The sequence below is a fragment of the Streptomyces sp. NBC_01546 genome (assembly GCF_045208355.1).
Classification (GTDB): Bacteria; Actinomycetota; Actinomycetes; order Streptomycetales; family Streptomycetaceae; genus Streptomyces.
Window position 1 is genome coordinate 4,088,552 of sequence record NZ_CP109379.1, and the last position, 25,901, is coordinate 4,114,452.

Annotated in this window: 22 protein-coding genes; 14 read left to right on the plus strand and 8 right to left on the minus strand. The window is 71.5% G+C overall.

Going from position 1 to position 25,901, the window contains the following annotated elements; all coding sequences use genetic code 11:
- The first annotated feature begins 18 nt into the window (after positions 1-18).
- From OHA89_RS18695 to OHA89_RS18715, 5 genes are all read left to right on the plus strand, one after another.
- Positions 19-2,040 carry a copper resistance protein CopC gene (locus OHA89_RS18695; RefSeq protein ID WP_266608829.1) on the plus strand — a complete coding sequence of 674 codons (2,022 nt, stop codon included), beginning with the start codon at positions 19-21 and terminating at the stop codon, positions 2,038-2,040.
- Entirely contained in the window at positions 1,965-3,323 is a 1,359-nt protein-coding gene (gene efeB, locus OHA89_RS18700) for an iron uptake transporter deferrochelatase/peroxidase subunit (RefSeq protein WP_406366680.1), read from the plus strand. The genes OHA89_RS18695 and efeB overlap by 76 nt, the downstream gene beginning before the upstream one ends.
- Positions 3,324-3,365: 42 nt before the next feature.
- Positions 3,366-4,301 carry a prephenate dehydratase gene (gene pheA / locus OHA89_RS18705; RefSeq protein WP_257555306.1) on the plus strand — a complete coding sequence of 312 codons (936 nt, stop codon included), beginning with the start codon at positions 3,366-3,368 and terminating at the stop codon, positions 4,299-4,301.
- 527 nt (positions 4,302-4,828) lie between these two features.
- Complete coding sequence (gene serS, locus OHA89_RS18710; protein ID WP_215139746.1) at positions 4,829-6,106, plus strand: serine--tRNA ligase; 1,278 nt, start codon at positions 4,829-4,831, stop codon at positions 6,104-6,106.
- Complete coding sequence (locus OHA89_RS18715) at positions 6,103-6,915, plus strand: HAD family hydrolase (RefSeq protein WP_257555307.1); 813 nt, start codon at positions 6,103-6,105, stop codon at positions 6,913-6,915. The genes serS and OHA89_RS18715 overlap by 4 nt, the downstream gene beginning before the upstream one ends.
- 141 nt (positions 6,916-7,056) lie before the next feature.
- Here the strand turns inward: OHA89_RS18715 and OHA89_RS18720 are convergent, their stop codons facing one another.
- Positions 7,057-7,608 (minus strand): hypothetical protein, encoded by a 552-nt coding sequence (locus OHA89_RS18720; protein WP_266608834.1) that lies wholly within the window; start codon positions 7,606-7,608, stop codon positions 7,057-7,059.
- Positions 7,609-7,770: 162 nt separating this feature from the next.
- On the opposite strand from OHA89_RS18720, the gene OHA89_RS18725 reads away from it, so the two are divergent.
- The gene (locus tag OHA89_RS18725) at positions 7,771-8,757 is read left to right on the plus strand and encodes a sensor histidine kinase (protein ID WP_406366681.1); all 987 of its coding nucleotides are present in this window, start codon (positions 7,771-7,773) and stop codon (positions 8,755-8,757) included.
- Positions 8,758-8,767: 10 nt separating this feature from the next.
- A complete protein-coding gene (locus tag OHA89_RS18730; protein WP_266608838.1) occupies positions 8,768-9,424 on the plus strand; it encodes a response regulator transcription factor in 657 nt (218 codons plus the stop codon).
- Here the strand turns inward: OHA89_RS18730 and OHA89_RS18735 are convergent.
- The 5 genes from OHA89_RS18735 to OHA89_RS18755 all read right to left on the minus strand — a co-directional run bounded on the left by OHA89_RS18735 (position 9,421) and on the right by OHA89_RS18755 (position 13,685).
- Entirely contained in the window at positions 9,421-10,080 is a 660-nt protein-coding gene (locus OHA89_RS18735; RefSeq protein ID WP_257555311.1) for a rhomboid-like protein, read from the minus strand. The genes OHA89_RS18730 and OHA89_RS18735 overlap by 4 nt on opposite strands.
- A gap of 96 nt (positions 10,081-10,176) precedes the next feature.
- A complete protein-coding gene (locus OHA89_RS18740) occupies positions 10,177-10,896 on the minus strand; it encodes an ABC transporter permease (RefSeq protein WP_215139751.1) in 720 nt (239 codons plus the stop codon).
- A 14-nt stretch (positions 10,897-10,910) separates the two neighbouring features.
- Positions 10,911-11,822 carry an ABC transporter ATP-binding protein gene (locus OHA89_RS18745; protein ID WP_266608840.1) on the minus strand — a complete coding sequence of 304 codons (912 nt, stop codon included), beginning with the start codon at positions 11,820-11,822 and terminating at the stop codon, positions 10,911-10,913.
- Positions 11,819-12,706 carry an ABC transporter permease subunit gene (locus OHA89_RS18750; protein WP_215139753.1) on the minus strand — a complete coding sequence of 296 codons (888 nt, stop codon included), beginning with the start codon at positions 12,704-12,706 and terminating at the stop codon, positions 11,819-11,821. Before OHA89_RS18750 ends, OHA89_RS18745 begins: the two co-directional genes overlap by 4 nt.
- On the minus strand, positions 12,696-13,685 hold the full coding sequence (locus tag OHA89_RS18755) for an ABC transporter ATP-binding protein (protein ID WP_215139754.1): 990 nt from the start codon (positions 13,683-13,685) through the stop codon (positions 12,696-12,698). The genes OHA89_RS18750 and OHA89_RS18755 overlap by 11 nt, the downstream gene beginning before the upstream one ends.
- Positions 13,686-13,901: 216 nt before the next feature.
- Here OHA89_RS18755 and OHA89_RS18760 point away from each other — a divergent pair, with 216 nt between their 5' ends.
- From OHA89_RS18760 to OHA89_RS18775, 4 genes are read left to right on the plus strand one after another with little or no spacing between them, the layout of a single operon-like run.
- The gene (locus OHA89_RS18760) at positions 13,902-14,729 is read left to right on the plus strand and encodes a M24 family metallopeptidase (RefSeq protein ID WP_215139755.1); all 828 of its coding nucleotides are present in this window, start codon (positions 13,902-13,904) and stop codon (positions 14,727-14,729) included.
- Positions 14,726-16,516, plus strand: coding sequence for an SDR family oxidoreductase (locus OHA89_RS18765; RefSeq protein ID WP_266608843.1), 1,791 nt, complete (start codon positions 14,726-14,728; stop codon positions 16,514-16,516). Before OHA89_RS18760 ends, OHA89_RS18765 begins: the two co-directional genes overlap by 4 nt.
- On the plus strand, positions 16,513-17,418 hold the full coding sequence (locus OHA89_RS18770; RefSeq protein ID WP_406366683.1) for a metal-dependent hydrolase: 906 nt from the start codon (positions 16,513-16,515) through the stop codon (positions 17,416-17,418). Before OHA89_RS18765 ends, OHA89_RS18770 begins: the two co-directional genes overlap by 4 nt.
- A gap of 10 nt (positions 17,419-17,428) precedes the next feature.
- Positions 17,429-18,349, plus strand: coding sequence for a MerR family transcriptional regulator (locus tag OHA89_RS18775; RefSeq protein WP_215139757.1), 921 nt, complete (start codon positions 17,429-17,431; stop codon positions 18,347-18,349).
- Between the two features lie 91 nt (positions 18,350-18,440).
- On the opposite strand, the gene OHA89_RS18780 is transcribed toward OHA89_RS18775, so the two are convergent.
- Positions 18,441-19,217: an aquaporin gene (locus tag OHA89_RS18780; protein ID WP_266608847.1), complete on the minus strand. Its 777-nt coding sequence runs from the start codon at positions 19,215-19,217 to the stop codon at positions 18,441-18,443.
- A gap of 134 nt (positions 19,218-19,351) precedes the next feature.
- On the opposite strand from OHA89_RS18780, the gene OHA89_RS18785 reads away from it, so the two are divergent.
- From OHA89_RS18785 to OHA89_RS18795, 3 genes are all read left to right on the plus strand, one after another.
- The gene (locus tag OHA89_RS18785; RefSeq protein ID WP_215139759.1) at positions 19,352-19,891 is read left to right on the plus strand and encodes an RNA 2'-phosphotransferase; all 540 of its coding nucleotides are present in this window, start codon (positions 19,352-19,354) and stop codon (positions 19,889-19,891) included.
- A 178-nt stretch (positions 19,892-20,069) separates the two neighbouring features.
- Positions 20,070-21,902, plus strand: coding sequence for an HSP90 family protein (locus OHA89_RS18790; protein WP_266608849.1), 1,833 nt, complete (start codon positions 20,070-20,072; stop codon positions 21,900-21,902).
- A complete protein-coding gene (locus tag OHA89_RS18795; protein WP_406366686.1) occupies positions 21,899-24,898 on the plus strand; it encodes a tetratricopeptide repeat protein in 3,000 nt (999 codons plus the stop codon). Before OHA89_RS18790 ends, OHA89_RS18795 begins: the two co-directional genes overlap by 4 nt.
- Positions 24,899-24,989: 91 nt before the next feature.
- Here OHA89_RS18795 and OHA89_RS18800 read toward each other — a convergent pair whose 3' ends face one another.
- On the minus strand, positions 24,990-25,895 hold the full coding sequence (locus tag OHA89_RS18800; RefSeq protein ID WP_266608853.1) for an LLM class flavin-dependent oxidoreductase: 906 nt from the start codon (positions 25,893-25,895) through the stop codon (positions 24,990-24,992).
- Positions 25,896-25,901: the final 6 nt, after the last annotated feature.

Genomic DNA, 25,901 nt, shown 5'->3' on the forward strand with positions numbered 1-25,901 from the left:
CCGAGGAAGCGACACGCCATGACGGCCACCGCCCCCGCCCCATCCACGGCCCACGCCCGGGTCGCGGCACTTCTGCCGCGGCTGGTGCTGGTCCTCGCAGCCCTGCTGGCAACCCTGTTCACCGCGGCCGCCCCGGCCTCGGCACACGCCGCACTCACCGCGAGCGACCCCAAGGACGGGGCGGTGGTCGCCACGGCCCCCGCCCAGGTCACTCTCTCCTTCTCGGAGCAGGTCGCCCTGGGCGACGACTCCATCCGCGTGCTGGACCCCCAGGGCAAGCGCGTGGACACCGGCGAACTGCGCGACATGTGCAGCGGGAACACCATCCGCTACGGCACCGCACTGCACTCCGGTCTGCCCAACGGCACGTACACCGTCGCCTGGCAGGCCGTCTCCGCCGACAGTCACCCGATCTCCGGCGCCTTCACCTTCTCCATCGGAGCCCCCTCGGCGACCGATGTCACCCTGCCCACCGGGCAGGCGGGCGGCGGGCCCGTCGGCATCGCGTACGGGATCGCCCGCTACGCCGCCTACGCCGGCTTCACCGTCCTCGTCGGCGGCGCCGCCTTCATCCTGCTGTGCTGGCGCCGGGGAGCCGCCGAACAGCCGCTCCAGAAGCTCGTCGTACGCGCCTGGGTGACCCTGACGGCCGCCACCCTCGCCATGCTCGTGCTCCGCGCCCCCTACACCGGGTCCGGGAAGTTCGCCGACGTCTTCGACCTCGAGGGCCTGAAGGCCGTCCTGGAGACCAAGACCGGCGCCTCGCTGATCTCCCGGCTGCTCCTGCTGGGCGCCGCGGCCCTCTTCATCGCGGTCCTCTTCGGCGTCTACGCACGCCAGCAGGGCTCCGCGGCCACGGAGGAGGACGCGGAAGAGGGTGCGACGAAGGACGCGGAGGAGGACGGCGACACCGAGGCCAGGGACACCAGCGACCTCACCTTCGGCCTGGGCATCGGCGGGGCCGTGGTGGCCGCCGGTATCGCCGCCACCTGGGCCCTGTCCGAACACGCCTCCACGGGCGTCCAGCCCGGCATCGCCATGCCCGCCGACATCCTGCACCTGCTGGCCGTCGCCACCTGGCTCGGCGGGCTCGCCGCGCTGCTCGTCGCCCTGCACAAGATCCCCGGGATCGAGCGGTCGGCCGTCCGGCGCTTCTCCCAGGTCGCCTTCGTCAGTGTGCTGGTGCTCGCCGTCACCGGCGTCTACCAGTCCTGGCGCCAGCTCGGCAGCTGGTCGGCACTCACCGGCACCTCGTACGGACAGCTGCTGCTCCTGAAGGTCGGCCTGGTCGCCGTCCTCGTCGGCATCGCGTACGTGTCCCGGAAGTGGACCGCACGGCTCGCCGACGCCCCCGCGGGCAGCGTCGATGTTTCACGTGAAACATCGACCGCCGCAGCCCATGTTTCTCCCCCAGCTACCGCTGGGGGTGCCCCCGGCGAGACATCGCCGGTGACCGTACCTGCCGACCCGCAGCGCGCCGCTCAGCTCGCCCGGCAGCGCGCCGCCCTGGAGAGCGCACGCGAGAAGCGGGTCCGTGACGCCGACCCGGACCGCGCGGGCCTGCGCCGCTCCGTCCTCGCCGAGGCCGGCGTCGCCGTCGCCCTCCTCGCCGTCACCACCGTGCTCACGAGCACCGAGCCCGGACGCACCGTGGAACGGGAGGCGTCCCGCGGCTCCACCTCCACGGCCGTTCCCGACCGCGCCGTGAAGATCACCCTGCCTTTCGACACCGGCGGCCAGAACGGCAAGGGGAACGTCCGGCTCGAACTCGACCCGGGGCGGGTGGGCGCCAACACCCTTCATCTCTGGGCCGACTCCGCCGATGGCACGCCCCTCGACCTCCCCGAGGTCAAGGTGTCCTTCACCCTCCCGGCGAAGGACATCGGCCCCCTGCCCCTCCTGCCCGAACGTGCCGCCCCCGGGCACTGGACGGCGTCCGGTGTCCAGTTGCCGCTCGCCGGCGAATGGCGTATCGACGTGACCGTCCGTACCTCCGACATCGACCAGACGACCGTCCAGAAGACCGTGAAGATCGGCTGACCAGCGTGACCGAGAGCAACCCCGACATCGAGATTTCCCGCCGCCGGCTGCTGGGCACCGTCGGCGCCGCAGGCGCCGCCGGGCTCGCGCTGGGCGCCGCCGGTGGCGCCCTCGCGCACTCCGCGCTCGCCGGCTCCGGGAGCGGTTCCGACTCCGGGGCCGCCGCCCGCTTGTCCTCCCTCGGCGCCACCGAGGTCGCCTTCCACGGCGACCACCAGGCCGGCATCACCACGCCCTTGCAGGCCAAGGGGCACCTCGTCGCCTTCGACCTCGCGGCAGGAGCGGGCCGCACGGAGGCCGCCGCACTGCTGCGGCGCTGGTCCGAGACCTCCCGTCGGCTGATGGCGGGCGAGACCACCTCGTCCGATGACACCGGCATCGCCCTCGACGCCGGTCCGTCCTCCCTGACCGTCACCTTCGGCTTCGGCCACTCCTTCTTCGAGCGCACCGGCCTCACCGCCCGCCGCCCCTCCGCACTGGACCCGCTGCCGGACTTCTCCTCGGACCGGCTCGACGCCCAGCGCAGCAACGGCGACCTGTGGGTCCAGATCGGCGCGGACGACGGGCTCGTCGCGTTCCACGCCCTGCGCGCCCTCCAGAAGGACGCCGGGGACGCCGCCCGCGTCCGCTGGCAGATGAACGGCTTCAATCGGTCCCCCGGCGCCACCGCCTCCCCGAAGACCGCCCGCAACCTCATGGGCCAGATCGACGGCACCGGCAACCCGAAGCCCTCGGAGCCCGACTTCGGCAAAAGGCTCTTCGTGCCCGCGGCCGGCCCCGGGCCCGCCGAGCACGCCTGGATGGCGGGGGGCTCGTACGCCGTCGTCCGGCGCATCCGGATGCTCCTCGACGACTGGGACAAGCAGTCCCTCGCCCAGCAGGAGCAGGTGATAGGCCGTACCAAGGCCACCGGGGCCCCGCTGACCGGCGGCGGCGAGACCACCGAGATGGCGCTCGACAAGATCGGCGCCGACGGCAAGCCGGTCATCCCGTCCAATGCCCATGCCCGGATCTCCGCCCCCGAGCAGAACGGCGGAGCCGCCATGCTGCGACGCCCCTTCTCCTTCCACGACGGGATCGGCGCGGACGGTGCGCCCGACGCGGGACTCCTCTTCGTCTGCTGGCAGGCCGATCCGCTGCGCGGGTTCGTCCCCGTCCAGCGCAAGCTCGACCGCGGTGACGCGCTGTCGTCCTTCATCCGGCACGAGTCCAGCGGCCTCTACGCGGTTCCGCCCGGTCCCCGCACCGGCGAGTACGTGGGGCAGCGGCTGCTCGAAGGGTGAACAGCACCCCGGCGGGCAGCACCCCGGCATTAGGCTGACCGCATGTCGGCCACCCGCTTCACGTATCTCGGTCCCGAGGGCACTTTCACCGAAGCCGCCCTGCGCACACTGCCGGAAGCAGCCACCCGGGAGCTCATCCCGATGGTGTCGGTACCGGCCGCCCTGGACGCCGTGCGCAACGGCGAGGCCGCTGCCGCCCTGGTCCCGATCGAGAACTCGGTGGAGGGCGGTGTCACCGCCACCCTCGACGAGCTGGCTTCCGGCGAGCCGCTGATGATCTACCGCGAGGTGCTACTGCCCATCGCCTTCGCGCTCCTCGTCCGCCCCGGTACCGCCCTCTCGGACGTCAAGACGGTCACCGGGCACCCGGTGGCCCAGCCCCAGGTGCGGAACTGGCTGCGGGCGAACCTGCCCGACGCCGTGTGGGAGTCGGCCGCCTCGAACGCCGACGGCGCCCGGCTGGTCCAGGAGGGCCGCTTCGACGCGGCCTTCGCCGGTGAGTTCGCCGCCGCCACCTACGGGCTCGTCCCCCTGGTCACCGAGATCCACGACGCGGAGAACGCCGAGACCCGGTTCGTGCTCGTCGGACGCCCCGCCCGGCCCGCCGCCCCGACCGGCGCCGACAAGACCTCCGTCGTGCTGTGGCTCGGCGACGACCACCCCGGTGCGCTTCTCGAGCTCCTCCAGGAGTTCGCCGTGCGCGGGGTCAACCTGATGCTGATCCAGTCGCGGCCGACGGGCGAGGGCATCGGCAACTACTGCTTCGCGGTCGATGCCGAGGGCCACATCTCCGACCGTCGCGTGAGCGAGGCCCTCATGGGCCTCAAGCGCACCTGCCCCCAGGTCCGCTTCCTCGGGTCCTATCCGCGTGCGGGCGTCGCTCAGAGTGACGTCCGGGCTCCGCGGCCGGGCACCTCCGACGGCGACTTCACGGCCGCCTCCGACTGGCTGACGCGCTGCCTCGACGGCCGGGCCTGAGGCTTCGTCCACTGTCCACAGAGTTATCCACAGGCCGAGATGGGGACCTGGGGACAAGTCGACAGAGTGGCACGACAAGGTCGACAAATCGGTCGCAGGGCCCAGGTTTCGCGCTGGGGAGCGGAAGGTGAACGGCGTCACCCCCGTATCGCGGATCAACTCTTTGGGGCGAGTCATTCCCACCCGAATGAGTGTGTGAGGGTGGTTTGAACCCCGATTCGCCCCCGCCTCCCGCCGGTCGGTAATGATCTATTTCCGTGTCCACAGATGCGGCGCACAGCCTGTGGATAAGATCTGAGGGAAGGTAATTCCTGTGGACAAGGAACCCCCTCCCGCCCTGCTCAGAGGCTGCACGCCGACTGACGCTGTGCCCCTTTTCGGCGAATGGGCCCGCTTTTATTGACCACCCGAGAAGAGCCACTTCCGGCCAGCCGCCGAGACTTATCCATTTGCGGCAATTGGGACATAGTGACACGCAGCGTGATATCGGTGTGATCCCAGGAACCCCAGCCCGGTAGCCTGGAGGGGTGATTGACCTCCGGCTGCTCCGTGAAGACCCTGACCGTGTCCGCGCCTCGCAGCGCGCCCGTGGAGAGGACGTCGAACTCGTCGACGCACTGCTCTCCGCCGACGAGCGCCGCAGGTCCTCAGGCATGCGCTTCGACGAACTGCGCAATGAGCAGAAGTCGCTCGGCAAGCTCATCCCGAAGGCCTCTCCGGAGGAGCGGGCGGAGCTCCTGAAAAAGGCCGAGCAGCTCAAGCAGGACGTCAAGGCAGCCGAGAGCGAGCAGAACGAGGCGGACGAAGCCGCCAAGAAGCTTCTTCTCCAGCTGGGCAACATCGTCCACGAGGACGTCCCGGTCGGCGGCGAGGAGGACTTCACCGTCCTGGAGACCCACGGCACCATCCGTGACTTCGCCGCGGAGGGCTTCGAGCCCAAGGACCACCTGGAGCTCGGCGAGTCGCTGGGCGCCATCGACGTCGAGCGCGGCGCCAAGGTGTCGGGCTCGCGCTTCTACTACCTGACCGGTGTGGGCGCGCTGCTCGAGCTGGCGCTGGTCAACGCGGCCATCGCCCAGGCCACCGAGGCCGGTTTCATCCCGATGCTGACTCCGGCGCTGGTCCGTCCGCGCGCCATGGAGGGCACCGGCTTCCTCGGCCAGGCCGCGGAGAACGTGTACCACCTGGAGAAGGACGACTACTACCTGGTCGGCACCTCCGAGGTCCCGCTCGCCGCGTACCACATGGACGAGATCATCGAGGCCGACAAGCTGCCGCTGCGTTACGCCGGCTTCTCGCCGTGCTTCCGCCGCGAGGCCGGCACGTACGGCAAGGACACCCGCGGCATCTTCCGCGTCCACCAGTTCGACAAGGTCGAGATGTTCTCGTACGTCGCGCCGGAGGAGGCCGAGGCCGAGCACCAGCGCCTCCTCGAGTGGGAGAAGCAGTGGCTGACGAGCCTGGAGCTGCCGTTCCAGGTGATCGACGTCGCCACCGGTGACCTCGGTTCCTCCGCCTCGCGCAAGTTCGACTGCGAGGCCTGGATCCCGACCCAGGGCAAGTACCGCGAGCTGACCTCCGCCTCGAACTGCGACGGCTTCCAGGCCCGCCGCCTGTCGATCCGCTACCGCGACGGCAAGAAGACCCAGCCGCTGTCCACGCTGAACGGCACGCTGTGCGCCGTGCCGCGCACGATCGTCGCGATCCTGGAGAACCACCAGCAGGCCGACGGTTCGGTGCGCGTGCCCCAGGTACTCCGTCCGTACCTCGGCGGCCGCGAGGTCCTGGAGCCGATCACCAAGTGAGCCCGGCCCCGTTCCCGTACAAGCTCGTCGCGACCGATCTCGACGGCACGCTGCTGCGTGGCGACGACACCGTCTCGGAACGCACCCGTGAAGCGCTCGTCGCGGCCACCGCGGCGGGCGCGGCGCACATCATCGTCACCGGCCGTGCCGTGCCCTGGACCCGGCACGTACTGGACGATCTCGGCTACAAGGGGATCGCCGTCTGCGGGCAGGGCGCGCAGGTCTACGACGCGGGCGCGCACCGGCTGCTGACGTCGGTGACGCTGGACCGGCAGCTCGCCGGTCTGGCGCTGTCGAAGCTCGAGGCCGAGATCGGTCCGCTGGCGCTGGCGGCCAGCCGGGACGGCGTGGACGGCGAGGTCCTGTTCGGGCCCGGCTACCAGGTGCAGGAGGGCCTGCCAGCCGTCTACCTGAAGGACACCGCCGCGGTGTGGACGGCCCCGCTGAACAAGCTGTACATCCAGCACCCGGGCCTGGGCGACGACGAGCTCGTCAAGGTGGCCCGGGAGACGGTGGGCAGTCTGGTCGACATCGTGATGGCCGGTCCCGGGATCGTGGAGATCCTGCCGCTGGGGCTGACCAAGGCCACCGGCCTCTCCCTGGCCGCGCGCCGGCTCGGGGTGAAGGCGGCGGAGACGATCGCTTTCGGCGACATGCCCAACGACATCCCGATGTTCGGCTGGGCGGCGCACGGGGTGGCCATGGCCAATGCCCACGCGGAGCTCAAGGCGGTGGCTGACGAGGTGACGACCTCCAACGAGGAGGACGGCATCGCGGTGGTGCTGGAGCGTCTGCTGGGCGCCGCGTAGCGCGCACGACGTACGTACGAGAGGTCCGGGGCAGCCCGCGCCAGACGGCGCGCTCGAAGTGGCTGCCCCGGACCTTTTGTTGCTCCCCGCACTACTCACTCTGCCCCGGCCGGAATCCCCTTACCAGCGATTTTCCGTGCATCAGCCGTGGATGCGACGGCGGCGCCAGTAGGCGGCGGTCACGACCGCGAGGAGCGGGCCCCACAGCAGCAGCGGCGCGTAGCAGAGGGTCATCAGCCACCAGTAGGACCCGGTGGGGGATCCCGGCGCCGCCATGTTGGCGGACCAGTTGAAGATGCCGAGGACACCGGTCAAGGTGACGGCGGTGGCCCCGAGGGCGGCGGGTATGACGGCCGCGAGGGGTGGGATCCGCCGACCGCCCAGCCGCGGGATCCAGCTCGGCACCACCTCTCCCCAGCGCTGTACGAGGCCGAGGGTGAGCAGGCCGAGGCCTTCGGCGAAGGCACTGAGGGCCACCAGGTAGAAGGACCACACACCGGGGAAGAGCTCTGCCTCCAGTCCGCTGCCCGCTCCCCAGCCGACGGGTATGCCGACCGCGATCGCGACGCGCCACAGGCCGCTGGGGAGCAGGGTGAGGGCGGCCGCGTGGGCGGCCCAGCGGATGGGCCGGCTGACGGCAGGGGCGGCAGCGGCGGCGGTGGGTACAGCGTGTGCGGCGGTGAGTGTGGTCATCGTCCAAGTCCTGTTCTGGAGGCGGTGGGTGATGCCTCAAGCCTGGTCGGACGGGCCCTGCGGAACCATCCGCCGATCGGCAGGCAGGGCGGTGCCCGGGACCGGCCGGTCTCTGCCGAACGGCAGATGGCCGGTGTCCAACGGGGCTCGTAGGGTCGGGGCGTGACCTTGAAACCGAGCGCGCTGTACGCCCCCGTGCTGGCCGCGGCGGCCCTGCTCTCCCTGGTCGGTACGGCCGTGGGCATCCCCGACACGTGGACGCTGGCGGGGATGGCGGTACTGCTGCCGCTGCTGGCTCTGGTGGCGCGCTCGTCGCCTGTGCGTTCGGGGACCGTGGCCGGCGCCCTGGGCGTGGCAGCGGTGATGCTGTGGCCGGTCCCGCTGGTGTGGGCCGACGGATCGTGGCTGGAGATCGCGGGGGCGGCGGCGTTCTGGGCGGTGCCGGCCTTCGGCGCGGTGGCCGTCGGCGGCTACCTGCGCCGCCAGGCGGGCCGGATGCGGCATGCCGTCCGGGACGCGCGACGCGACCAGCAGCTCGAACTGGCCCGCGATCTGCACGACTTCGTGGCGCACGATGTGAGCGCGATCGTGGTGCAGGCGCAGGCGGCGCGGTTCGTGGCCGCGCAGGACCCCGGGCAGGCGGTGCGTGCGCTGGAGCGGATCGAGGCCTCGGGGCTGAGAGCGCTGGAGTCGATGGACCGCACCGTGCACGCCCTGCAGGAGGCCGCGGGCGGACCGACCACTCCGGTACCGGGACTGGCGCAACTGCCGGAGCTGGTGGACCGGTTCGAGGGCGGGACGCTCGATGCCGACCCGGCGGCCGTACGGGAGCTGTCGCGTGAGGCGGACACCACGGCGTACCGGGTGGCCGTCGAGGCCCTGACGAACATACGCCGCCACGCGCCCGGGGCGGTGGCGCGGGTCTCCGTACGCCGTGCCGGGGCCGACGTAGAGGTCAGCGTGGCCAACGCCGCGGCCCCCCGTGGCGCGGGCGGACGGCTGCCCCGCATGCGGCGGAGCGGGACCGGACTGGCCGGACTGCGCGGGCGGGTGGACGCGGCGGGCGGGACGCTGCGGGCCGGAGCGGACGCGGACGGCGGATGGCGGGTTTGCGCGGTCTTCCCGGCGCGGGAGCGCCCTCTCGGGTGATCATGGCGGCGTGACCACGCGCATCCTGATAGCCGATGACCAAGAGGACATCCGCAGCGGTTTCCGGCTGATCCTCGACTCACAGCCGGACATGACCGTGGTGGGCGAGGCAGCGGACGGGGAGAGCGCGGTGGCGCTGGCCCGGGAGCTGCGCCCCGACGTGGTGCTGGCGGACATCCGGATGCCCCGCCTGGACGGGCTGGAGGTGACCCGGCTGCTGGCACCGCAGACGCGGGTCGTGGTGGTGACCACCTTCGACCTGGACGAGTACGTGCACACCGCACTGCGCAACGGGGCCTGCGGTTTTCTGCTGAAACGGTCGGGGCCGGCGCTGCTCATCGAAGGGGTGCGGGCGGCGATGGCCGGGGACACGCTGATCAGTCCGCAGATCACGGTGCGGCTGCTGAGCAAGATCGCCGAGGCGGGGCCGGCCGCCACCGCGCCGCGGGCGCCGCAGCCGCATCCGCTGACCGGCCGCGAGCTGGACATCGTGCGGCTGGTGGCGCGGGGGCTCACCAATGCCGAGATCGGCGCGGAGCTGTTCATCAGCGCGGGGACGGCCAAGACCCACATCGCGAACGTCCAGGCGAAGCTCGGGGCCCGCAACCGGGTGGGGATCGCCGCGTGGGCGTGGGAGCACGGCGTGGCGAAAGCGGAAGCCGATTAGTCACGTTTCACGTGAAACAGGGGTCGTGTTTCACGTGAAACGTGTCGGGTGAGCGGCCAGGCGAGCAGGCCGACGGAGAGCGCGATGGCGTGCCCGAGGTCGGTGAAGGTGCCGCCGGTGAGGAGAGGGAGCCCGAAGAAGGCGACGGCGCCCGCGAGGTAGAGCCACCGCCAGGGGCTGGGGAGCCGGTAGGTGAGGACTCCGACGGCGGCCGCGATTCCGTAGCTGACGCCGATGTCGACGACATGGGTCATGGTGCGCGGGGCGCGGTGGTCCTGGATGGCCATCAGGAGGACCTTCTGGCTGACCAGCGTGGCGACGATGTGGGCGGTCGCGACGATCAGGAGCCAGCGCAGGGTGCCGAGCCAGCGTTCGACGGGGGCTTGGAACAGCTCGAAGAGCACGGCGTAGAGAGCGAGCGAGGCCGGGTTCTCGATCCAGAAGGCACTGCTGAGAAGCGCCCTGACGGGGTATTTGACCAGCTGGTGGATGTTGCTGCTGTTGCGGTGGAGCAGGATGTGCTCCACCCGGTCGGGCGCGATCACGACGACGATGCTGGTGATCGCGATGATCAGCAGCCAGATGTGCGTTCCGGGCGAGGAGCGTATCCAGGACCGCAGGGGCCTGGACGGCTCAGGCTCGGGGTGCTCGATCATGCACCGATGATGACGCGCGAAGCTGTGCCCCGCCTGGCCGGTGGGCCGGGCGGGGCACAGCTTCGCGCGGAGCGTGCCATGGGTCGGCGAGCGGGTCTACTCCTCGCCGGCCAGGGTGAGGCGGCGCAGCTTCTGGCCCGCGTAGACGGTGGCGCCGACGGTGACCACGATGAGCAGGACCGCGGCGGTGGGCAGGCCGACGGTGGCATCGACGTATCCCTCGCCCGCGACCTTCTCGGCCAGGGAAAGGGCCCACTGCTGGACGCTGAGGGTCTTGGCACCGGAGACCAGGCTGCCGAAGAGGGATTCCCAGATCAGGGCGTAGACCAGGCCGAAGACGACCGCGTGCCGGCTGACGGTGCCCAGCAGCAGGAACAGCGCGCTGTAGGCGATCGAGGCCACGAGGGCGGCGATGGTGTAGGCGACGGCGATCTGCTGCCCGTTGCCGTTGAGGATGAAGCCGGCGATCAGGGTGGGGATCGCGGAGAAGGCCATGGTGACGGCGATCGCCACGATCAGCTTGGTCATGATGATCGTCGGTCGCTTCACCGGCTTGGAGAGCAGGTAGACGATCGATCCGTCATCGATCTCGGGGCCGATGGCGCCCGTGCCCGCGATGACTCCGATCAGCGGGACCATCGTCGCGAGGGCGAAACCGCCGAGCAGGTCGGCGGCGACCTTGTCGTCCACACCCGTGAGGGCGCGGACGGCGATGGCGATCACGATCAGCAGGGCGGGCAGCAGGAAGAGGATCAGCGCCCGGCGGCGGCCGAGCAGGGCCCGGTAGGTGAGCCGGGCAACGGTGGGGTCGTACATGGGTGCCAGCTCCTTCAGGCCGCGACGAGGTAGGAGAAGACCGACTCGAGGGACTCGTCGGAAGGCGAGACCGTCAGCAGTCGGATGCCGTGCGCGCGGGCGACCCGCGGCAACAGCTCGGTGAAGCGCCCGAAGTCGACGGCCTGGATCCGCAGGGCGCCCTCCTTCAGGTCGACCTCGATACCGGCCGTGGACGGGTCGGCGATCAGGGCCGCGGCGAGGGCCCGGTCGTCGGAGGAGCGGACGAGGTAGCGGTGCGGGCGGTCCGTCATGAGGCGGCGGATCTTGCGGAAGTCGCCGGAGGCGGCGTGCCGGCCGGCCACGACCACCTCGATGTGCGAGGCCAGCTGCTCGACCTCCTCCAGGATGTGGGAGGAGAACAGGACGGTGCGCCCGTCGTCGCCCATCCGCCGCAGCAGGTCCATCAGCTGCATGCGCTGGCGCGGGTCCATGCCGTTGAACGGCTCGTCGAGGAGCAGCACGGACGGGTTGTGGACCAGGGCGGAGGCCATTTTCACGCGCTGGCGCATGCCCTTGGAGTACGTGGAGATCTTGCGGTCCTGGGCGTACTCCATCTCCACGGTGGACAGCGCCCGCTGGGCCTCCGCATCGCCGAGCCCGTGGAGTTCGGCGTTGGCGACGACGAACTCGCGGCCGGTGAGGAAGTCGTACATGGCCTCGCGCTCGGGCACGACGCCGATCTGCTTGTAGACCTGCTCGTTCTGCCAGATCTGCGTGCCGTCGAGGGTGACGGTGCCGGTGGAGGGGGCCAGGAAGCCGCCCATCATGTTGATGAGGGTGGACTTGCCGGCGCCGTTGGGGCCCAGGAGGCCGGTGACGCCGGGACCGATGCGCATGGTCACGTCGTTGACGGCGACGACGTTCCCGAACCAGCGGGAGGTGTGGTCGATGTCGATGATGGTCACAGCCCGGCCTTCCGGTAGCGGGCCATCAGGGCGGCGTAGGAGCCGGCGATGAGGCCGAGGACGACGAGCAGGTAGACGAAGCCGGTGCCGGCCGAGGGGCCTTCACCACCGGGGAAGGCGGAGGTCGCGCCGAGGAAGGCCGTCTGGACCCCGTCGATCAGGGTGATCGGGGAGAACAGGCCCATCCACTCGATGGCTCCGGTGTTCCCGGTGCTGTAGGCGATCCCCTGGACGGCGGTCACCGCGCCGAACGGGATCAGGAGCACGGCGATGATCGCGGCGACGCCGAACCCGCGGCGCGGGGTGAGCGCGGCCATGACGAGGCCGAGGCCCGAGAACAGCAACGACAGCAGCAGTACCGACACCAGTCCCTGCCCGAATCCCTTGGTCTGGTCACCGAAGTCGAACTTCGCCAGCAGCGAGCCGATCCACATGATCAGCAGCGGGGTGGCGGTGAGGATGAACAGGGCCGAGGCCATGGCGGCGAACTTGGCCACGACGTAGTCGACCCGCTCGATGGGCCGCGAGAAGTAGAGCGGCACGGTCTTGAAGCGCAGGTCCCGGGAGACCGACTGGGGTGCCTGGGAGGCGAGGTAGAGGCCGATGACCACCTGGGTGGTCAGGGCGTACGTCGTGTACTTGATCGGCAGTTCGGTGGAGCCGGGGACCGCGATGGCCACCGCGACGAGGATCAGCGCGGGGACGCACATCACCGCGAAGAGGATCATCGGCAGCACCTTGGACTTGGCGGAGCGGCCGAGTCCGTAGGCGCCTCGCAGGGACTGCGAGAACAGCGACTTGCGGGCGTAGCCGCGGCCGAGCCGGGGACCGTCGTAGGACCGGTAGCCGATGTTGTGGATCTGGGTCGAGGTGTCAGGCGCCATCGGAACCGGCTCCCTTCTGCTGGATGGGCTGCGCGGGCTGTTCGTTGTCGCGGAAGACCTCCGCGATGTGGTGGCGGCGCTGTTCCATGCGGACCAGGCCGATACCGAGGTCCGCGACGGTGTCGCGGACCGTGTCGTACGTGTCCTCGCCCGTGGCCTCGACCAGGAGGATGTGGCCGGCGCCGGGCAGGCCCTGCTCCTCGGCCGCGTGCAGGGCGATGCCCGCCTCGGTGAGGGCCTTGCGCAGGGCGGCGGTGCCGTCCGGGTGCGCGTCGGAGTCGGTGACCTCGACCGCGAGGGTCGTGGTGATCTGGGTGAAGTCGCTGGTGGAGCTGGAGCGCAGCAGCTTGCCGCCGTCGACGACCACGACGTGGTCGCAGGTCCGCTCCAGCTCGCCGAGGAGGTGGGAGGTGACCAGGACGGAGATACCGAAGTCGGTGTAGACGCGGCGGATCAGGCCGAGCATCTCGTCACGGCCGACCGGGTCGAGCCCGTTGGTGGGCTCGTCGAGGAGGACCAGCTGGGGGTCGTGGACGAGCGCCTGGGCCAGCTTCACGCGCTGCTTCATGCCCGTGGAGTAGCCGCCGATGGGGCGGTAGCGCTCCTCGTAGAGCCCCACGTGGCGCAGGGTGTCCGCGGTGCGCTCACGGGCGGCGGTGGGCGGGAGCCCGGACATGCGGGCCATGTGGACGACGAACTCGGTGGCCGAGACGTCGGGTGGCAGGCAGTCGTGCTCGGGCATGTAGCCGACGCGTTCACGGATGGCGCTGCCATGCGTGGTGACGTCGAGGCCGAGCACCGCGGCGCTGCCCTCGGTGGCGGGGGACAGTCCCAGCAGGATCTTGATCAGCGTGGACTTGCCGGCTCCGTTGGCACCCACGAGGCCGGTCACACCAGGCCCGATGTCCAGGGAGAGCCGGTCGAGGGCGGTCACTCGGGGGTACCGCTTGCTCAGGCTTTCGGTCGCGATGACAGTCACGGCTTCGACGTTAGTGGCGCAGCTCCCGCGAAACGTCAGACCTTGAGCTGGATCCGGTCTCAGCCTTCAGGCGTACATGCCCGTACTGGAGGCTGATGTGGACCGGACAACTTTGTCCACAGGTCTGTGCACGGCCCTTGACGTGATCTCCGGTCATTGTCACATTCATCAGTGTCAACTTACGGGCACGTACGGCGACCGAGACGGGTGCTGAACATGGCAGGGGACGATTTTCGCGGGTTCAGGGAAGTGCAGCGCCTCTCCTACGAGTGCGCGGAGACCGTCGCCGCGCAGCTGCGCCCCGGGATGACCGAGCGCGAGGCCGCGCGGATGCAGCGGGAGTGGCTGCGCGAGCGCGGGGTGCGCGACTGGTTCCACCTGCCCTTCGCCTGGTTCGGGGACCGCACCGCCTTCGCGAACTTCCGGATCCCGCTGCAGTTCTTCCCGACGAACCGGAAGCTGGAGCCGGGGATGCCCTTCATCCTCGACATGGCCCCGGTCTACAAGGGCTACGCGGCGGACATCGGGTACTCGGGCAGCCTCGGACTCAATCCGGTGCAGGACCGGCTCATGTCCGATCTGCAGGCCCACCGCACCCTGATCCTGGAGCAGGTGCGGGAGCGCCGCTCCCTGCGCGAGATCTACGAGAACGTCGAGCGGCTCATGAACCGGCAGGGGTACGCCAACCGGCACCGCGCCTACCCCTTCGGCGTGATCGCGCACAAGATCGACCGGGTCAAGGAGCGGCGCTGGTCCCCGACGGCGTTCGGGTTCGGCACCCAGTCCCTGAAGGGGCTGGCCTCCGACGCCCTGCACGGGCACCGTGAGGGATGGTCCCCGCTGTGGAGCCCGTACCACTTCTCCGACCACCCGCCGCAGCCCGGCCTGTGGGCGGTGGAGCCGCATCTGGGCTTCCGGGGCACCGGTGCGAAGTTCGAGGAGATCCTGGTCGTCACCGACTCCCGGGACCCCGAGGAGAGCGCGTTCTGGCTGGACGACGATCTGCCGCACGTGCGGCGCTGGGCTGAGGAGAAGGCGGCATGAGCAGCATGAACGGGACGGGTACGGCGGGACCGGCGGGCGCGCGCGAGCGCTGGGTGAGCACCGGCGGGGTGGAGCTGTGCGTGGCCGAACTCGGCGACGCCGACCAGCCCACGGTGGTCCTGGTGCACGGCTACCCGGACAGCAAGGAAGTCTGGTCGGAGGTCGCCGAGCGGCTGGCCGCCCGTTTCCACGTGGTGCTCTACGACGTACGCGGCCACGGGCGCTCGACCGCGCCGCAGCCGCTGCGCGGCGGCTTCACCCTGGAGAAGCTGACCGACGACTTCCTCGCGGTGGCCGATGCGGTCAGCCCGGACCGGCCGGTCCACCTGGTCGGCCACGACTGGGGTTCGGTACAGGGCTGGGAGTTCGCCACGGTGGCCCGTACCGAGGGCAGGATCGCCTCCTTCACCTCGATGTCGGGCCCCTCCCTCGACCACTTCGGGCACTGGATCAAGAAGCGGATGACCCGGCCCACCCCGCGCCGGGCGGCGCAGCTGCTCGGCCAGGGCGCCAAGTCCTGGTACGTGTACATGCTGCACACGCCCGTGCTGCCGGAGCTCGCCTGGCGCGGGCCGCTCGGCAAGCGCTGGCCGGCGATCCTCCAGCGGTTGGAGAAGGTACCGGCCGGCTCCTACCCGACGGCCTCGTTGCCCTCGGACGCGGCGCACGGAGCCTGGCTCTACCGCGACAACGTGCGCCCCCGGCTGCGCCGGCCGCGCCCGGACGCGTACGCCCACGTACCGGTGCAGCTGATCACCCCGACCGGGGACGCCTTCCTGTCCGAGCGGCTCTACGACGACCTGGAGACGTGGGCCCCGGATCTGGTGCGCCGCACGCTGCCGGCCAAGCACTGGGTGCCCCGGACCCGGCCCGACCAGCTGGCCGCGTGGATCACCGAGTTCGTCACGGCCCGGGAGGAGCCCGCCACGCGGGCACCGGAGCAGAAGGCTCCGGGGAAGTACGCCGACCGCTTCGGCGGCCAGCTGGTCCTGGTCACCGGTGCGGCCAGCGGCATCGGCCGGGCCACCGCCTTCGCGTTCGCCGAGGCAGGGGCCCGGGTGGTGGCCGTGGACCGGGACGCCGAGGGTGCGGCGCGCACGGCGGACATGGCCCGCCTGGTCGGTGCCCCCGAGGCCTGGGGCGAGTGCGCGGACGTCAGCGACGAGCAGGCCATGGAGAAGCTCGCGGCCAAGGTGGCCACGGAGTACGGGATCGTGGACGTCCTGGTCAACAACGCGGGGATCGGGCTGTCCGGGGCCTTCCTCGACACCAGCGCCGAGGACTGGAAGAAGGTCCTCGACGTCAATCTGTGGGGCGTCATCCACGGCTGCCGGATCTTCGGAAAGCAGATGGCCGAGCGCGGTCAGGGCGGGCACATCGTCAACACCGCCTCCGCCGCCGCCTACCTGCCCTCCAGGACCCTGCCCGCCTACAGCACCTCCAAGGCCGCGGTGCTGATGCTGTCGGAGTGCCTGCGCGCGGAACTGGCGTCGAAGTCCATCGGCGTCTCCGCCATCTGCCCGGGCATCGTCAACACCAACATCACCTCCACTTCGCGCTTCGCCGGGGTGGACGAGGCCGAGGAGAAGCGCCGTCAGGAACGCTCCTCGCGGCTGTACGGCCTGCGCAACTTCCCGCCGGAGAAGGTCGCCGACGCGATCCTGCGGGCCGTGGTGCGCAACGAGGCCGTGGTGCCGGTGACTCCCGAGTCCAAGGGCGCCCTGTGGATGTCCCGCTTCGCCCCGCGCACCCTGCGGCGCATCGCGAAGGTGGAGCCCAAGCTGTGACAGCGGCCTCGTACGTGATCAGCCCGCGCCGGGTGGCCTTCGACTGGAAGGCGACACCGCTGCACTGGATACCCGGCGAGCCCACCGCCACCCACGTCATCAACGTGCTGCACCTGCTGCTGCCCGCCGGGGAGCGGTGGTTCGTGAAGGTCTTCAAGGAGGGCCTGCCGCTGGTCACCGACCCCGAGCTGCGCAAGGACGTCAAGGGGTTCATGGGCCAGGAGGCCACGCACAGCGTGCAGCACTCCTACGTACTGCACCACCTCGCCGAGCAGCGGCTGCCGACGGAGGCGTACACGAGGCACGTGGACTTCCTCTTCGAGAAGCTGCTCGGGGAGAGCCCGCCGTTCGGGGCGCCGATCTCGGCGCAGGAGTGGCTGCGCTTCCGGCTCGCGCTGGTCGCCGCCATCGAGCAGTTCACCGCGGTCCTCGGGGACTGGGTACTGCGCGCCGAGGGGCTGGACCGGGCCGGTGCGGACGAGATCATGCTGGATCTGCTGCGCTGGCACGGCGCGGAGGAGGTGGAGCACCGCTCCGTCGCCTTCGACATGTACCAGCACTGCGGGGGAGCGGGCCTGCCCCGGTACGCGCGGCGCATCGAGGGGATGGTCGTGGTCGCACCCGTCCTGGCGTGGCTGTGGGTGTGGGGGGCTTCGTACCTCATGCGCAACGACCCCGAACCGGGCGGCCGGCTGCGCTATTCGCTCCGCGGACACAACCGCGCGGTGGCCAAGGGCCTGCTGCCGACGTGGAGAGAGCTCGGCACGGCCATACCCCGCTACTTCCGGCGGTCGTACCATCCCTCGCAGGAGGGCTCGCTGCGCAGGGCGGTCGAGTACCTTGCGGCGTCACCTGCCGCCCGGGCCGCGGCGGGTGCGGTCGGCCGAGCCGCGATGTCGTAGGGAGCCGGGATTGTCCGAGCAGGCGGTAGCCGAGTACCGGATCGAGGATCTGGCGCACCACAGCGGGGCGACGGTGCGCACGATCCGCGCATACCAGGACCGGGGTCTGCTGCCGAAGCCGGAGCGGCGGGGCCGCTCCAACGTCTACCGGGACACGCATCTGGCGCGGCTGCGCCAGATCGCGGACCTGCTCGACCGCGGCTACACCCTGGCCTCCATCAAGGAACTGCTGGAGGCCTGGGACGCCGGGCGCGGGCTGGGAGGCGTACTCGGGCTGGTCGCCGAGGTGCACGGGCCGTGGACCGACGAGGAGGCGGCCCGCATCAGCCGGGAGGAGCTGAACGAGCGCTTCGGCGGCAGGCCCGACGACGACGCGGTGGACGAGGCCTGCGAACTGGGTGTGCTGGAGCGGATCGCGGGGCGCCCGGACCAGTTCCTGGTGCCCTCGCCGCAGGAGCTGGCGGTGGCGGCCGAGCTGTACGCGGCCGGGGTGCCGCTGTCGGCGATCACGGGGCACTTGCGGGAGCTGCGCGGGCAGGTGGAGCACATCGCCTCGCGGTTCCTGGAGTTCACCACCGAGCACGTCTTCGCGCGCTACCTCGGGCAGGTGCCTCCGACCGACGCGGACGCGGCGGAGGCGGCGACGATGGTGCGGCGGCTGCGGCCGCTGGCCCAGCAGACCGTGGACGCGGAGCTGGCGCGGGCGATGCGGCTGTTCGCGACCCGGCATCTGCAGCGGCACCTGGGGGCGAGCGGGTCACCGCAGCCGTCGGGTCCCTCTCCGGTGGCGCTGCCGGCCGGGACGGTGCGGGCGGTGCAGGACCTCGTCGGCGCCGATCACGTGGCGGAGTTCGTCCGGGCCGCGACGGAGCGGGAGCTCCAGGCCCGGACGATGAACGATCTGGCGCGGCGGGCGGAGCCCGGTCGGTAGTCCACAGGGCGGATCACTCGTTTGCCGTCAAAACCCGCCCAAACGGCTGTGGACAAGTCCCGTTTCCCTGTGGGCAACTGAGGCTGAGAGGTCAGCCGATGGTCTCGTACGCGGCCTTGGTGGGGGTCGTCCCGTCCACCGGCCCGGGCTCGGTCAGGGTCTCCACCGGCACGGGCTTCGCGGACCGGGAGGTTCCGTACAGCAGGCTGGCGAGGGCCAGGCCGAGGATCCCGCCGATCAGCTGCGCCACCACGAAACCGGGGAGCGACTCCGGGGCGATGCCGGTGAAGGAGTCGCTGAAACTGCGCCCGACGGTGCCGGCCGGATTGGCGAAGGAGCCGGAGGAGGTGAACCAGATCGCCGCGGCGATGTACGCGGCGACCGCGGCCGGGATGAGCTTGGGACGCCCAATGCGGCCGAGGCCCTGGATGACGAGGACGAGTCCGGCGGTGGCGACGACCTCGCCGACCAGCAGGTGGCCGCCGTCGCGCACCTGGGTGGCGAAGGTACCGGGGGTCCGGCCGAACATGGCTTCCGCGAGGACCGCCCCGCCGATCGCTCCGGCCGTCTGGGCAGCGGCGTAGGCCAGTGCCTCCCGGCCGTCGAGCCCTTCCCCGCCGGTGCGCCGGGACCACCACGCGGTGAGGGTGACCACCGGGTTGAGGTGGGCGCCGGACAGCGGCCCGAAGAGCGTGATGATCAGCCCGAGTCCGATGGCGGAGGCGAGCGAGTTGGCTATGAGGGCGACACCGGTGTCGCGGCTGAGCTCGGCGGCCTGGATCCCGGAGCCGACCACGACCACGAGCAGGCCGGCCGTGCCGATCAGTTCGGCAGCCGCACGACGTGGCAGAGAGGTATGGGCTGTCATGGTTTCTCCCCCTGAGCAGAAGTGGCAGCGGAAAATGTATTCCGTATCTCGGAATGACGATAGGGGGTGTCCACACCCGGTCGGCACCCCGAAAATCCCTGCCGGAAGGCCGCCCGACCGGGCAGGCTGGGGCCATGGATGACAGACGCACCGTGAAGGTGTCCAAATACGTCTCGAAACACCTGCGACATCAGCCGGAACGGATCGGACTGGTGCTCGACCCCCAGGGCTGGGTCGAGATCGACGACCTGCTGCGCGCGGCCGCCGCCCACGGTTTCGCCTTCAGCCGGGCCGAGCTCGATCACGTCGTCGCCGCCAACGACAAGCAGAGGTTCGCCGTCGACGGCACCCGGATCCGGGCCAGCCAGGGCCACACGGTGGCCGTGGACCTGAACCTTCCGGAGGCCGAACCGCCCGCGTACCTCTACCACGGCACCGTCGCCGCCGCACTGGACGCGATCCGCGCCGAGGGCCTGCGCCCGATGGCCCGCCACCACGTGCACCTGTCCCCCGACCGGGAGACCGCGACCCGGGTCGGCGCACGACGCGGCCGGCCCGTGGTGCTCAGCGTGGACGCGGGCGCGATGCGCGCCGCCGGGCACGTCTTCCGGATCAGCGCCAACGGGGTGTGGCTGGTGGACGCCGTACCGCCGCAGTTCCTGCGCTTCCAGTAGGAACCGGCAGGACGTCCCGGACCGTTCTCGGCCGGCACTTCCCGGGCGTCTTCCCCGGACGGGAATTCACTCAGAGATTGTCGGACCATCCCCCTAATCTGTTGCCCACTCCGGGATCTGTGAGGGGGGGACCTCGCGATCGCCGAACCATCCCCGTACGCACGCGAGGTGACGCCCCATGACGTCCACACCCCACAACTTCCAAGTCGATCTGCGCGGCTTGGTCGACCTACTCTCCCACCACCTCTACTCCAGCCCGCGCGTCTACGTCCGCGAGCTCCTGCAGAACGCCGTGGACGCCGTCACCGCCCGCCAGACCCTCGACCCGCAGGCCGAGATCCGCATCCGGCTGACCGCCACCGGCGGCCGGGTGACCATCGAGGACAGCGGCATCGGCCTGACCGCCGCCGAGGCCCACTCCCTCCTCGCCACCATCGGCCGCAGCTCCAAGCGCGGCGGCGAGCACGGACTGGAGGCGGCCCGGCAGGAGTTCCTCGGCCAGTTCGGCATCGGCCTGCTCGCGTGCTTCGTCGTGGCCCGCCAGATCCGCGTCGTCACCCGGTCCGCCCGCGATCCCCAGGCCCGGCCCGTCGAATGGCTGGCCACGGACGACGGTTCGTACACCGTGCGCGAACTTCCGCACGAGGCACGCCCGGAGCCCGGGACCACCGTCGTCCTCGAGGCCCGCCCGGGCGCCACCGAGTGGACCGTCCCGTCCAAGGTCGGGCAACTGGCCCGCGACTACGGCTCCCTGCTCCCGTACGACATCACCTTCGACGACGGCGAGGGCGGCGAGCCGCGATCGGTCACCGACCGTCCCGCCGTCTGGGACCGGCCCTTCCCCACCCCCGCCGCCCGGCGCGTCGCGCTCGCCGGGCACTGCGCGGAGCTCTTCGGCTTCACCCCGCTCGACAGCATCGACCTCGACCTGCCGGTCGCCGGAGTGCGCGGGGTGGCGTACGTCCTGCCCGAGCCGACCAGTCCCGCCCACCGGGCCGGACACCGTGTCCACCTCAAGGGCATGCTGCTGACCGACCGGGCCGACAACCTGCTGCCGGACTGGGCGTTCTTCGTCCGGGCCGTCCTCGACACGGACACGCTGCGGCCCACCGCCTCCCGCGAGAACCTGTACGACGACGAGACCCTGGCCGCCGTACGGGACGCCCTCGGCAGCCGCGTCCGCGGCTGGCTCGCCGAGCTCGCCGCGAGCGACCCGGAGCGGCTGGCCGCCTTCCTGCGCGTCCACCACCTCGGTGTGAAGTCCATGGCCCGGCACGACCCCGAACTGCTCGGCCTGATGCTGCCCTGGCTTCCGTTCGAGACCAGTGACGGACCGATGAGCCTGGAGCAGTTCGCGGCCGCCCACACCGACGTCCACTTCACGCGCACCGTCGAGGAGTTCCGCCAGATCGCACCGATCGCCGCGGCCCACGGACTCGGCGTCATCAACGCCGGCTACACCTACGACGCGGACCTGCTGGCCCTGCTGCCTTCCGTACGGCCCGAGCTGAAGGTCACCGAGCTGGACGCCGGAGCCGTCACCGAGCGGCTCGACCCGGTGCCCACCGCCGCCGAACTGGAACTCGCCCCCTTCCTCGCCACCGCACGCACCCGCCTGGAGCCGCAGGGCTGCGACGTCGTGCTGCGCGCCTTCCAGCCCGTCGCCGTCCCCGCCCTCTACCTCGACGACCGGCAGGCACGGCAGGAGCGGGACCGGACCGCCGCGCTGGAGAGCGCCGACTCCCTGTGGAGCGGCATCCTGGGCGCGCTGCGCGGCTCCGCGCCCCGCGCCCGCCTGGTCCTCAACCACAACAACCCGCTCATCCGGCGGATCTCCGCGCTCCCCGACGAGGCGCTGACGGGCACCGCCGTCGAGTCGCTCTACGGACAGGCCCTGCTGATGTCCCAGCGGCCCCTGCGGCCCGCCGACTCCACCCTGCTCAACCGGGCCTTCCTCGGGCTCCTGGAATGGGCGACCCACTCCACCGAGGCCCAGGAGGACCAGAAGTGACGAGCCTGACGCGTCAGGAGATCGGGCAGGGGTTGGCGGAGAACCGCCAATCCCCGGGCGGCTCCGCACGCAACGCGCACGCCGAGACCCTGGTCGCCGCCGCCGAGGCGAGCGGCGACCGCGCGCTCTTCCGGGAGACCCTGGACAACCTGATCAACGCCTATCTGTGGAGCTCCGAGTCCTCGAAGCTGCTGGTGCCCTTCGCCCGGCTGCTCCAGGAGTACGACAAGGATCCCGGCGCCTTCTCGGAATGGGACGCGCACTCGTTGTTCTGGCAGTTCAAGTGGGTTGCCACGGCCATCTCCGACTCCCCCGGGATCTCACTGGAGTCGGCCACCGGCTGGCTGGACGAGATGGAGCGGCGATACAGGATCGCGGGCTACAGCGAGCGGCCCGTACGGGAGGCCGAACTCTGGCTCGCCGATGCGATCGGCGACGACGAGCGGGCGGAGCGGGCCTTCAAGCGCTGGCTGGCGGCCGATCGCGACGACATGAGCGACTGCCGCGCCTGCGAGCTCAACGGCCAGGGCCAGTACGCGGTCCTGCGCGGCGACGACGCCCAGGCCCTGGAGATCTGGGCGCCGGTGCTGGCGGGTGAGAACACCTGCGCCGAGGAGCCGCACCGGGTGCTGGCCACCTCCCTGCTGCCGCTGTCGCGGCTCGGCCGGACCGACGAGGCGCGCTCGAACCACCTGCGCGGCTACCGCATGGCGCGTGGCAACGAAAGCCTGCTGCCGGCGGTCGCCAAGCACATCGAGTTCTGCGCGCTGACCGGGAACGAGTCGCGCGGCCTGGAGATCCTGGCCGAGCACGCCTCCCACGTCGGCCCGCTCGCCAATGTCGACGACCAGCTGGCCTTCCACGGCGGCATCCTCGTACTGCTGCGCCGGCTGAGGGAGCTGGGGCACGGGCAGAGCCCGGCCGTCCCCTACGAGGGCGTGCCGCGCACCGTCTCCGAGCTGTACGAGGTGCTGCACGCGGGCGCGCTGGGCATCGCCCGGCAGTTCGACGTGCGCAACGGCACCACCCGGGTCTCGGACCGGTTCCTGGCGCGGATCGGGCGAGAGCCGCTGATCGGCCACCTGCCGCTGGGGGTGCGCAGTGCGGCGCTCGGGCAGGCCGTCAGCCCCGCCGCTCCCGGCTTTTCCACCGCGCCCTCGCCGGCGATGGTGCCCACCGGGTTCGCCGAGCTGGTGGAGCGCGCCCGGCAGGCGCGTGACCTGGGCCATCCAGGCGCCGACGCACTGTGGGCCGAGGTGGCCGTACGGGTGGACGCGCAGCCGGAGCCCGACCCGCTGGTCTCGGCCGACCTGGCGGACCACCGGGCGCTGGCCGCGGCGAAGCGGGGGGCCGAGGAGGCACCGGAGCTGCTGGCGGCGGTGCGCGCGGGCTACCGGGCGCTCGGGCGGGCGGAACGCGCGGCCCTGACCGACCTGCGGCTGGCGAGCGTGGCCGCACAGTCCGGGTCCGCGCCCGCGGAGATCAGGAGGCTGCTCGGCGTGGCCGTGCGGGCCGCGGAGTCGCTGGACGCCGCGGAGCCGCTGCGGACCCGGCGGATCGCGCTCGCGGAACTGACGGCGATCCGCGTGGAGTCGTACCTGCGCTCGGTCGAGGCCACCGGGGACGAGGAGCACGGGCACGGTCATGTCGAGCTGGCGGCCGAGCTGACCGCTTTCGTCGCGGCCTACGAGGGCACGCTGGCGGATCTCACGGCCGAGGCCGAGGAGATGCTGGGGCGGATCGCGCTGTCGCAGGGCGACCTGGAGCGGGCCGTGGATCTGCTGGCGGCTGCCGCGGAGCGGGCGGTCGCGGCGGGCCTGCCGTGGCAGGCGGTGGACGCGCTGGTACTGCGGGCCGGGGTGCTGATGCGGCTGGACCGGCACGGGGAGGCGGAGCAGGCGGCGCGTTCCGCGCTGGAGGGTGCCGCCGAGGTGACCGACGCCGAGGCGCAGGGCGTCGTACGGCTGACCCTGGCGGACATCCTGCTGCGACGGGGGGAGGCGGCCGAGGCCGCGGGGCACGCGTTGACGGGAGCCCACTGGTTCGACCAGGCCGGTCTCACCGCCGACGGCGGGGCGCAGGTCCGGCTGGTTCTGGCCCGGGCGTACGCACAGGACGGGCGGGCCGCCGAGGCGGCGGAGGTGCTGCAGTCGGCCCTGCCGGATCTGCTGGAGCACGGCGAGGAGCAGGCCGTCTTCGCCCGGGAGTTCCTGGGTGATCTGCTGCGGCGGCTGAACGAGTTCCGGCCGGCGGCGGAGCAGTACCTGCTGGCGGCGGAGACGGCCAAGGGGTGGGAGGATCCGCGGCCGCAGGCCGGCCTCGCCCAGTCGGCCGCCGACACCCTGTCCGACGCGGGGCTGGCCACGGAGGCGGTCGCCGCCTACGAACGGGCGCTGGAGCTGCACCGGCTGACGGGGGAGGCGCCGGTTGCCGAGGTGCGGGTCCTGCGCTCGCTGGCCTGGCTGGGGCTGCGCGAGGCGGTCACCGACGCGGCCGTATCGCGGGCCCGGACCTTGATGGACGAGGCGGTCGGCGTACTGGAGGCCGCGCTGACGGCAGAGCCCGGGGCTGCGCACCTGCGGTCCGAACTGGCCCAGACCTGGCACCAGCTGGCGCAGGTCCTCGACCGGCGTGTCAGCGCGCAGGCGGAACACTTCGACGAGGACGAGGACGACGACCGGGACGGGGATGAAGGCGGGGGCGAGGACGAGCCGGAGAAGCTGAGCGAGGCGGAGATCGAGGCGCTGCGTCTGGAGGAGATCGGCCTCTGGGACCGGGCCGCCTCTGCCTATGCGGAGCTCGGACCGGACCATCTGCGGGACCGGTTCCAGTGCCTGAACAACGCCGCCTGGACGGAGCAGGAGCGGGGCCGGGCGGACGCGGGGGCCGCACGGGTCGCCGCGCTGATCGACGAGGTCAAGGCACTGCCCGAAAGCGATGTGCCCGACTGGCTTCTGCCGTCCGCCGAGCGTCTGTTCGCGCAGCTGACCGCCTGAGCCGATTGCCTGAACCGGCTGTCTGAACCGGCTGCCGTCGGTCGTCCCCGCCCCCGCCGAGGGCAGCGGCGACGACCGCGGCAGCGTGGGATCAGCCGTCCAGCTGGGCCGCGGCCTCCGTGGCGATCTTCTCGAAGACCGCCTCGTCCGCGGCGAAGTCGGAGTCCGGGATCGGCGCATGGATCACCAGCTCGGTGAAGCCCAGCTCGAGGTGACGGCCCGCGAAGTCGACGAATGCGTCCACGGACTCCAGCACAGCGTTGGCCTCGGGAGTGAAGCCGGTCAGCAGGATCTTCTCGATCGATGCAGAGTCCCTGCCGATCTCCGCGCAGGCCTTGTCGAGCCGGGCGAGCTGCCCGCGGATGGCCTCCAGCGACTGCTCGGGCGTGCCGTCCTCGAAGAGCTTCGGGTCACCTGTGGTCACCCAGGCCTGGCCGTGCCGCGCTGCGAGCCGCAGGCCGCGCGGCCCGGTCGCGGCGACGGCGAACGGCAGCCTCGGCCGCTGCACACAGCCGGGGATGTTGCGGGCTTCCTCGGCGGAGTAGAAGGTCCCCTCGTGGCTCACCGCGCCCTCGGTCAGCAGCGTGTCCAGCAGCGGTACGAACTCGGCGAAGCGGTCGGCCCGCTCGCGCGGGCTCCACGGCTCCTGGCCCAGTGCGGTCGCGTCGAAGCCGTTGCCGCCCGCGCCGATGCCGAGCGTGACGCGCCCGCCGGAGATGTCGTCCAGGGAGATGAGCTCCTTGGCGAGGGTCACCGGGTGGCGGAAGTTCGGCGAGGTGACGAGCGTGCCCAGGCGCAGTCGCTCGGTGGCGGTGGCCGCCGCCGTCAGGGTGGGCAGCGCGCCGAACCACGGACCGTCGCGGAACGACCGCCAGGACAGGTGGTCGTAGGTGTAGGCGGTGTGGAAGCCGAGCTGCTCAGCCCGGAGCCACTGGTCACGGCCTCCTTCGTGCCATCGACGTACCGGAAGGATCACCGTGCTCAGACGAAGACTCATGCGTTC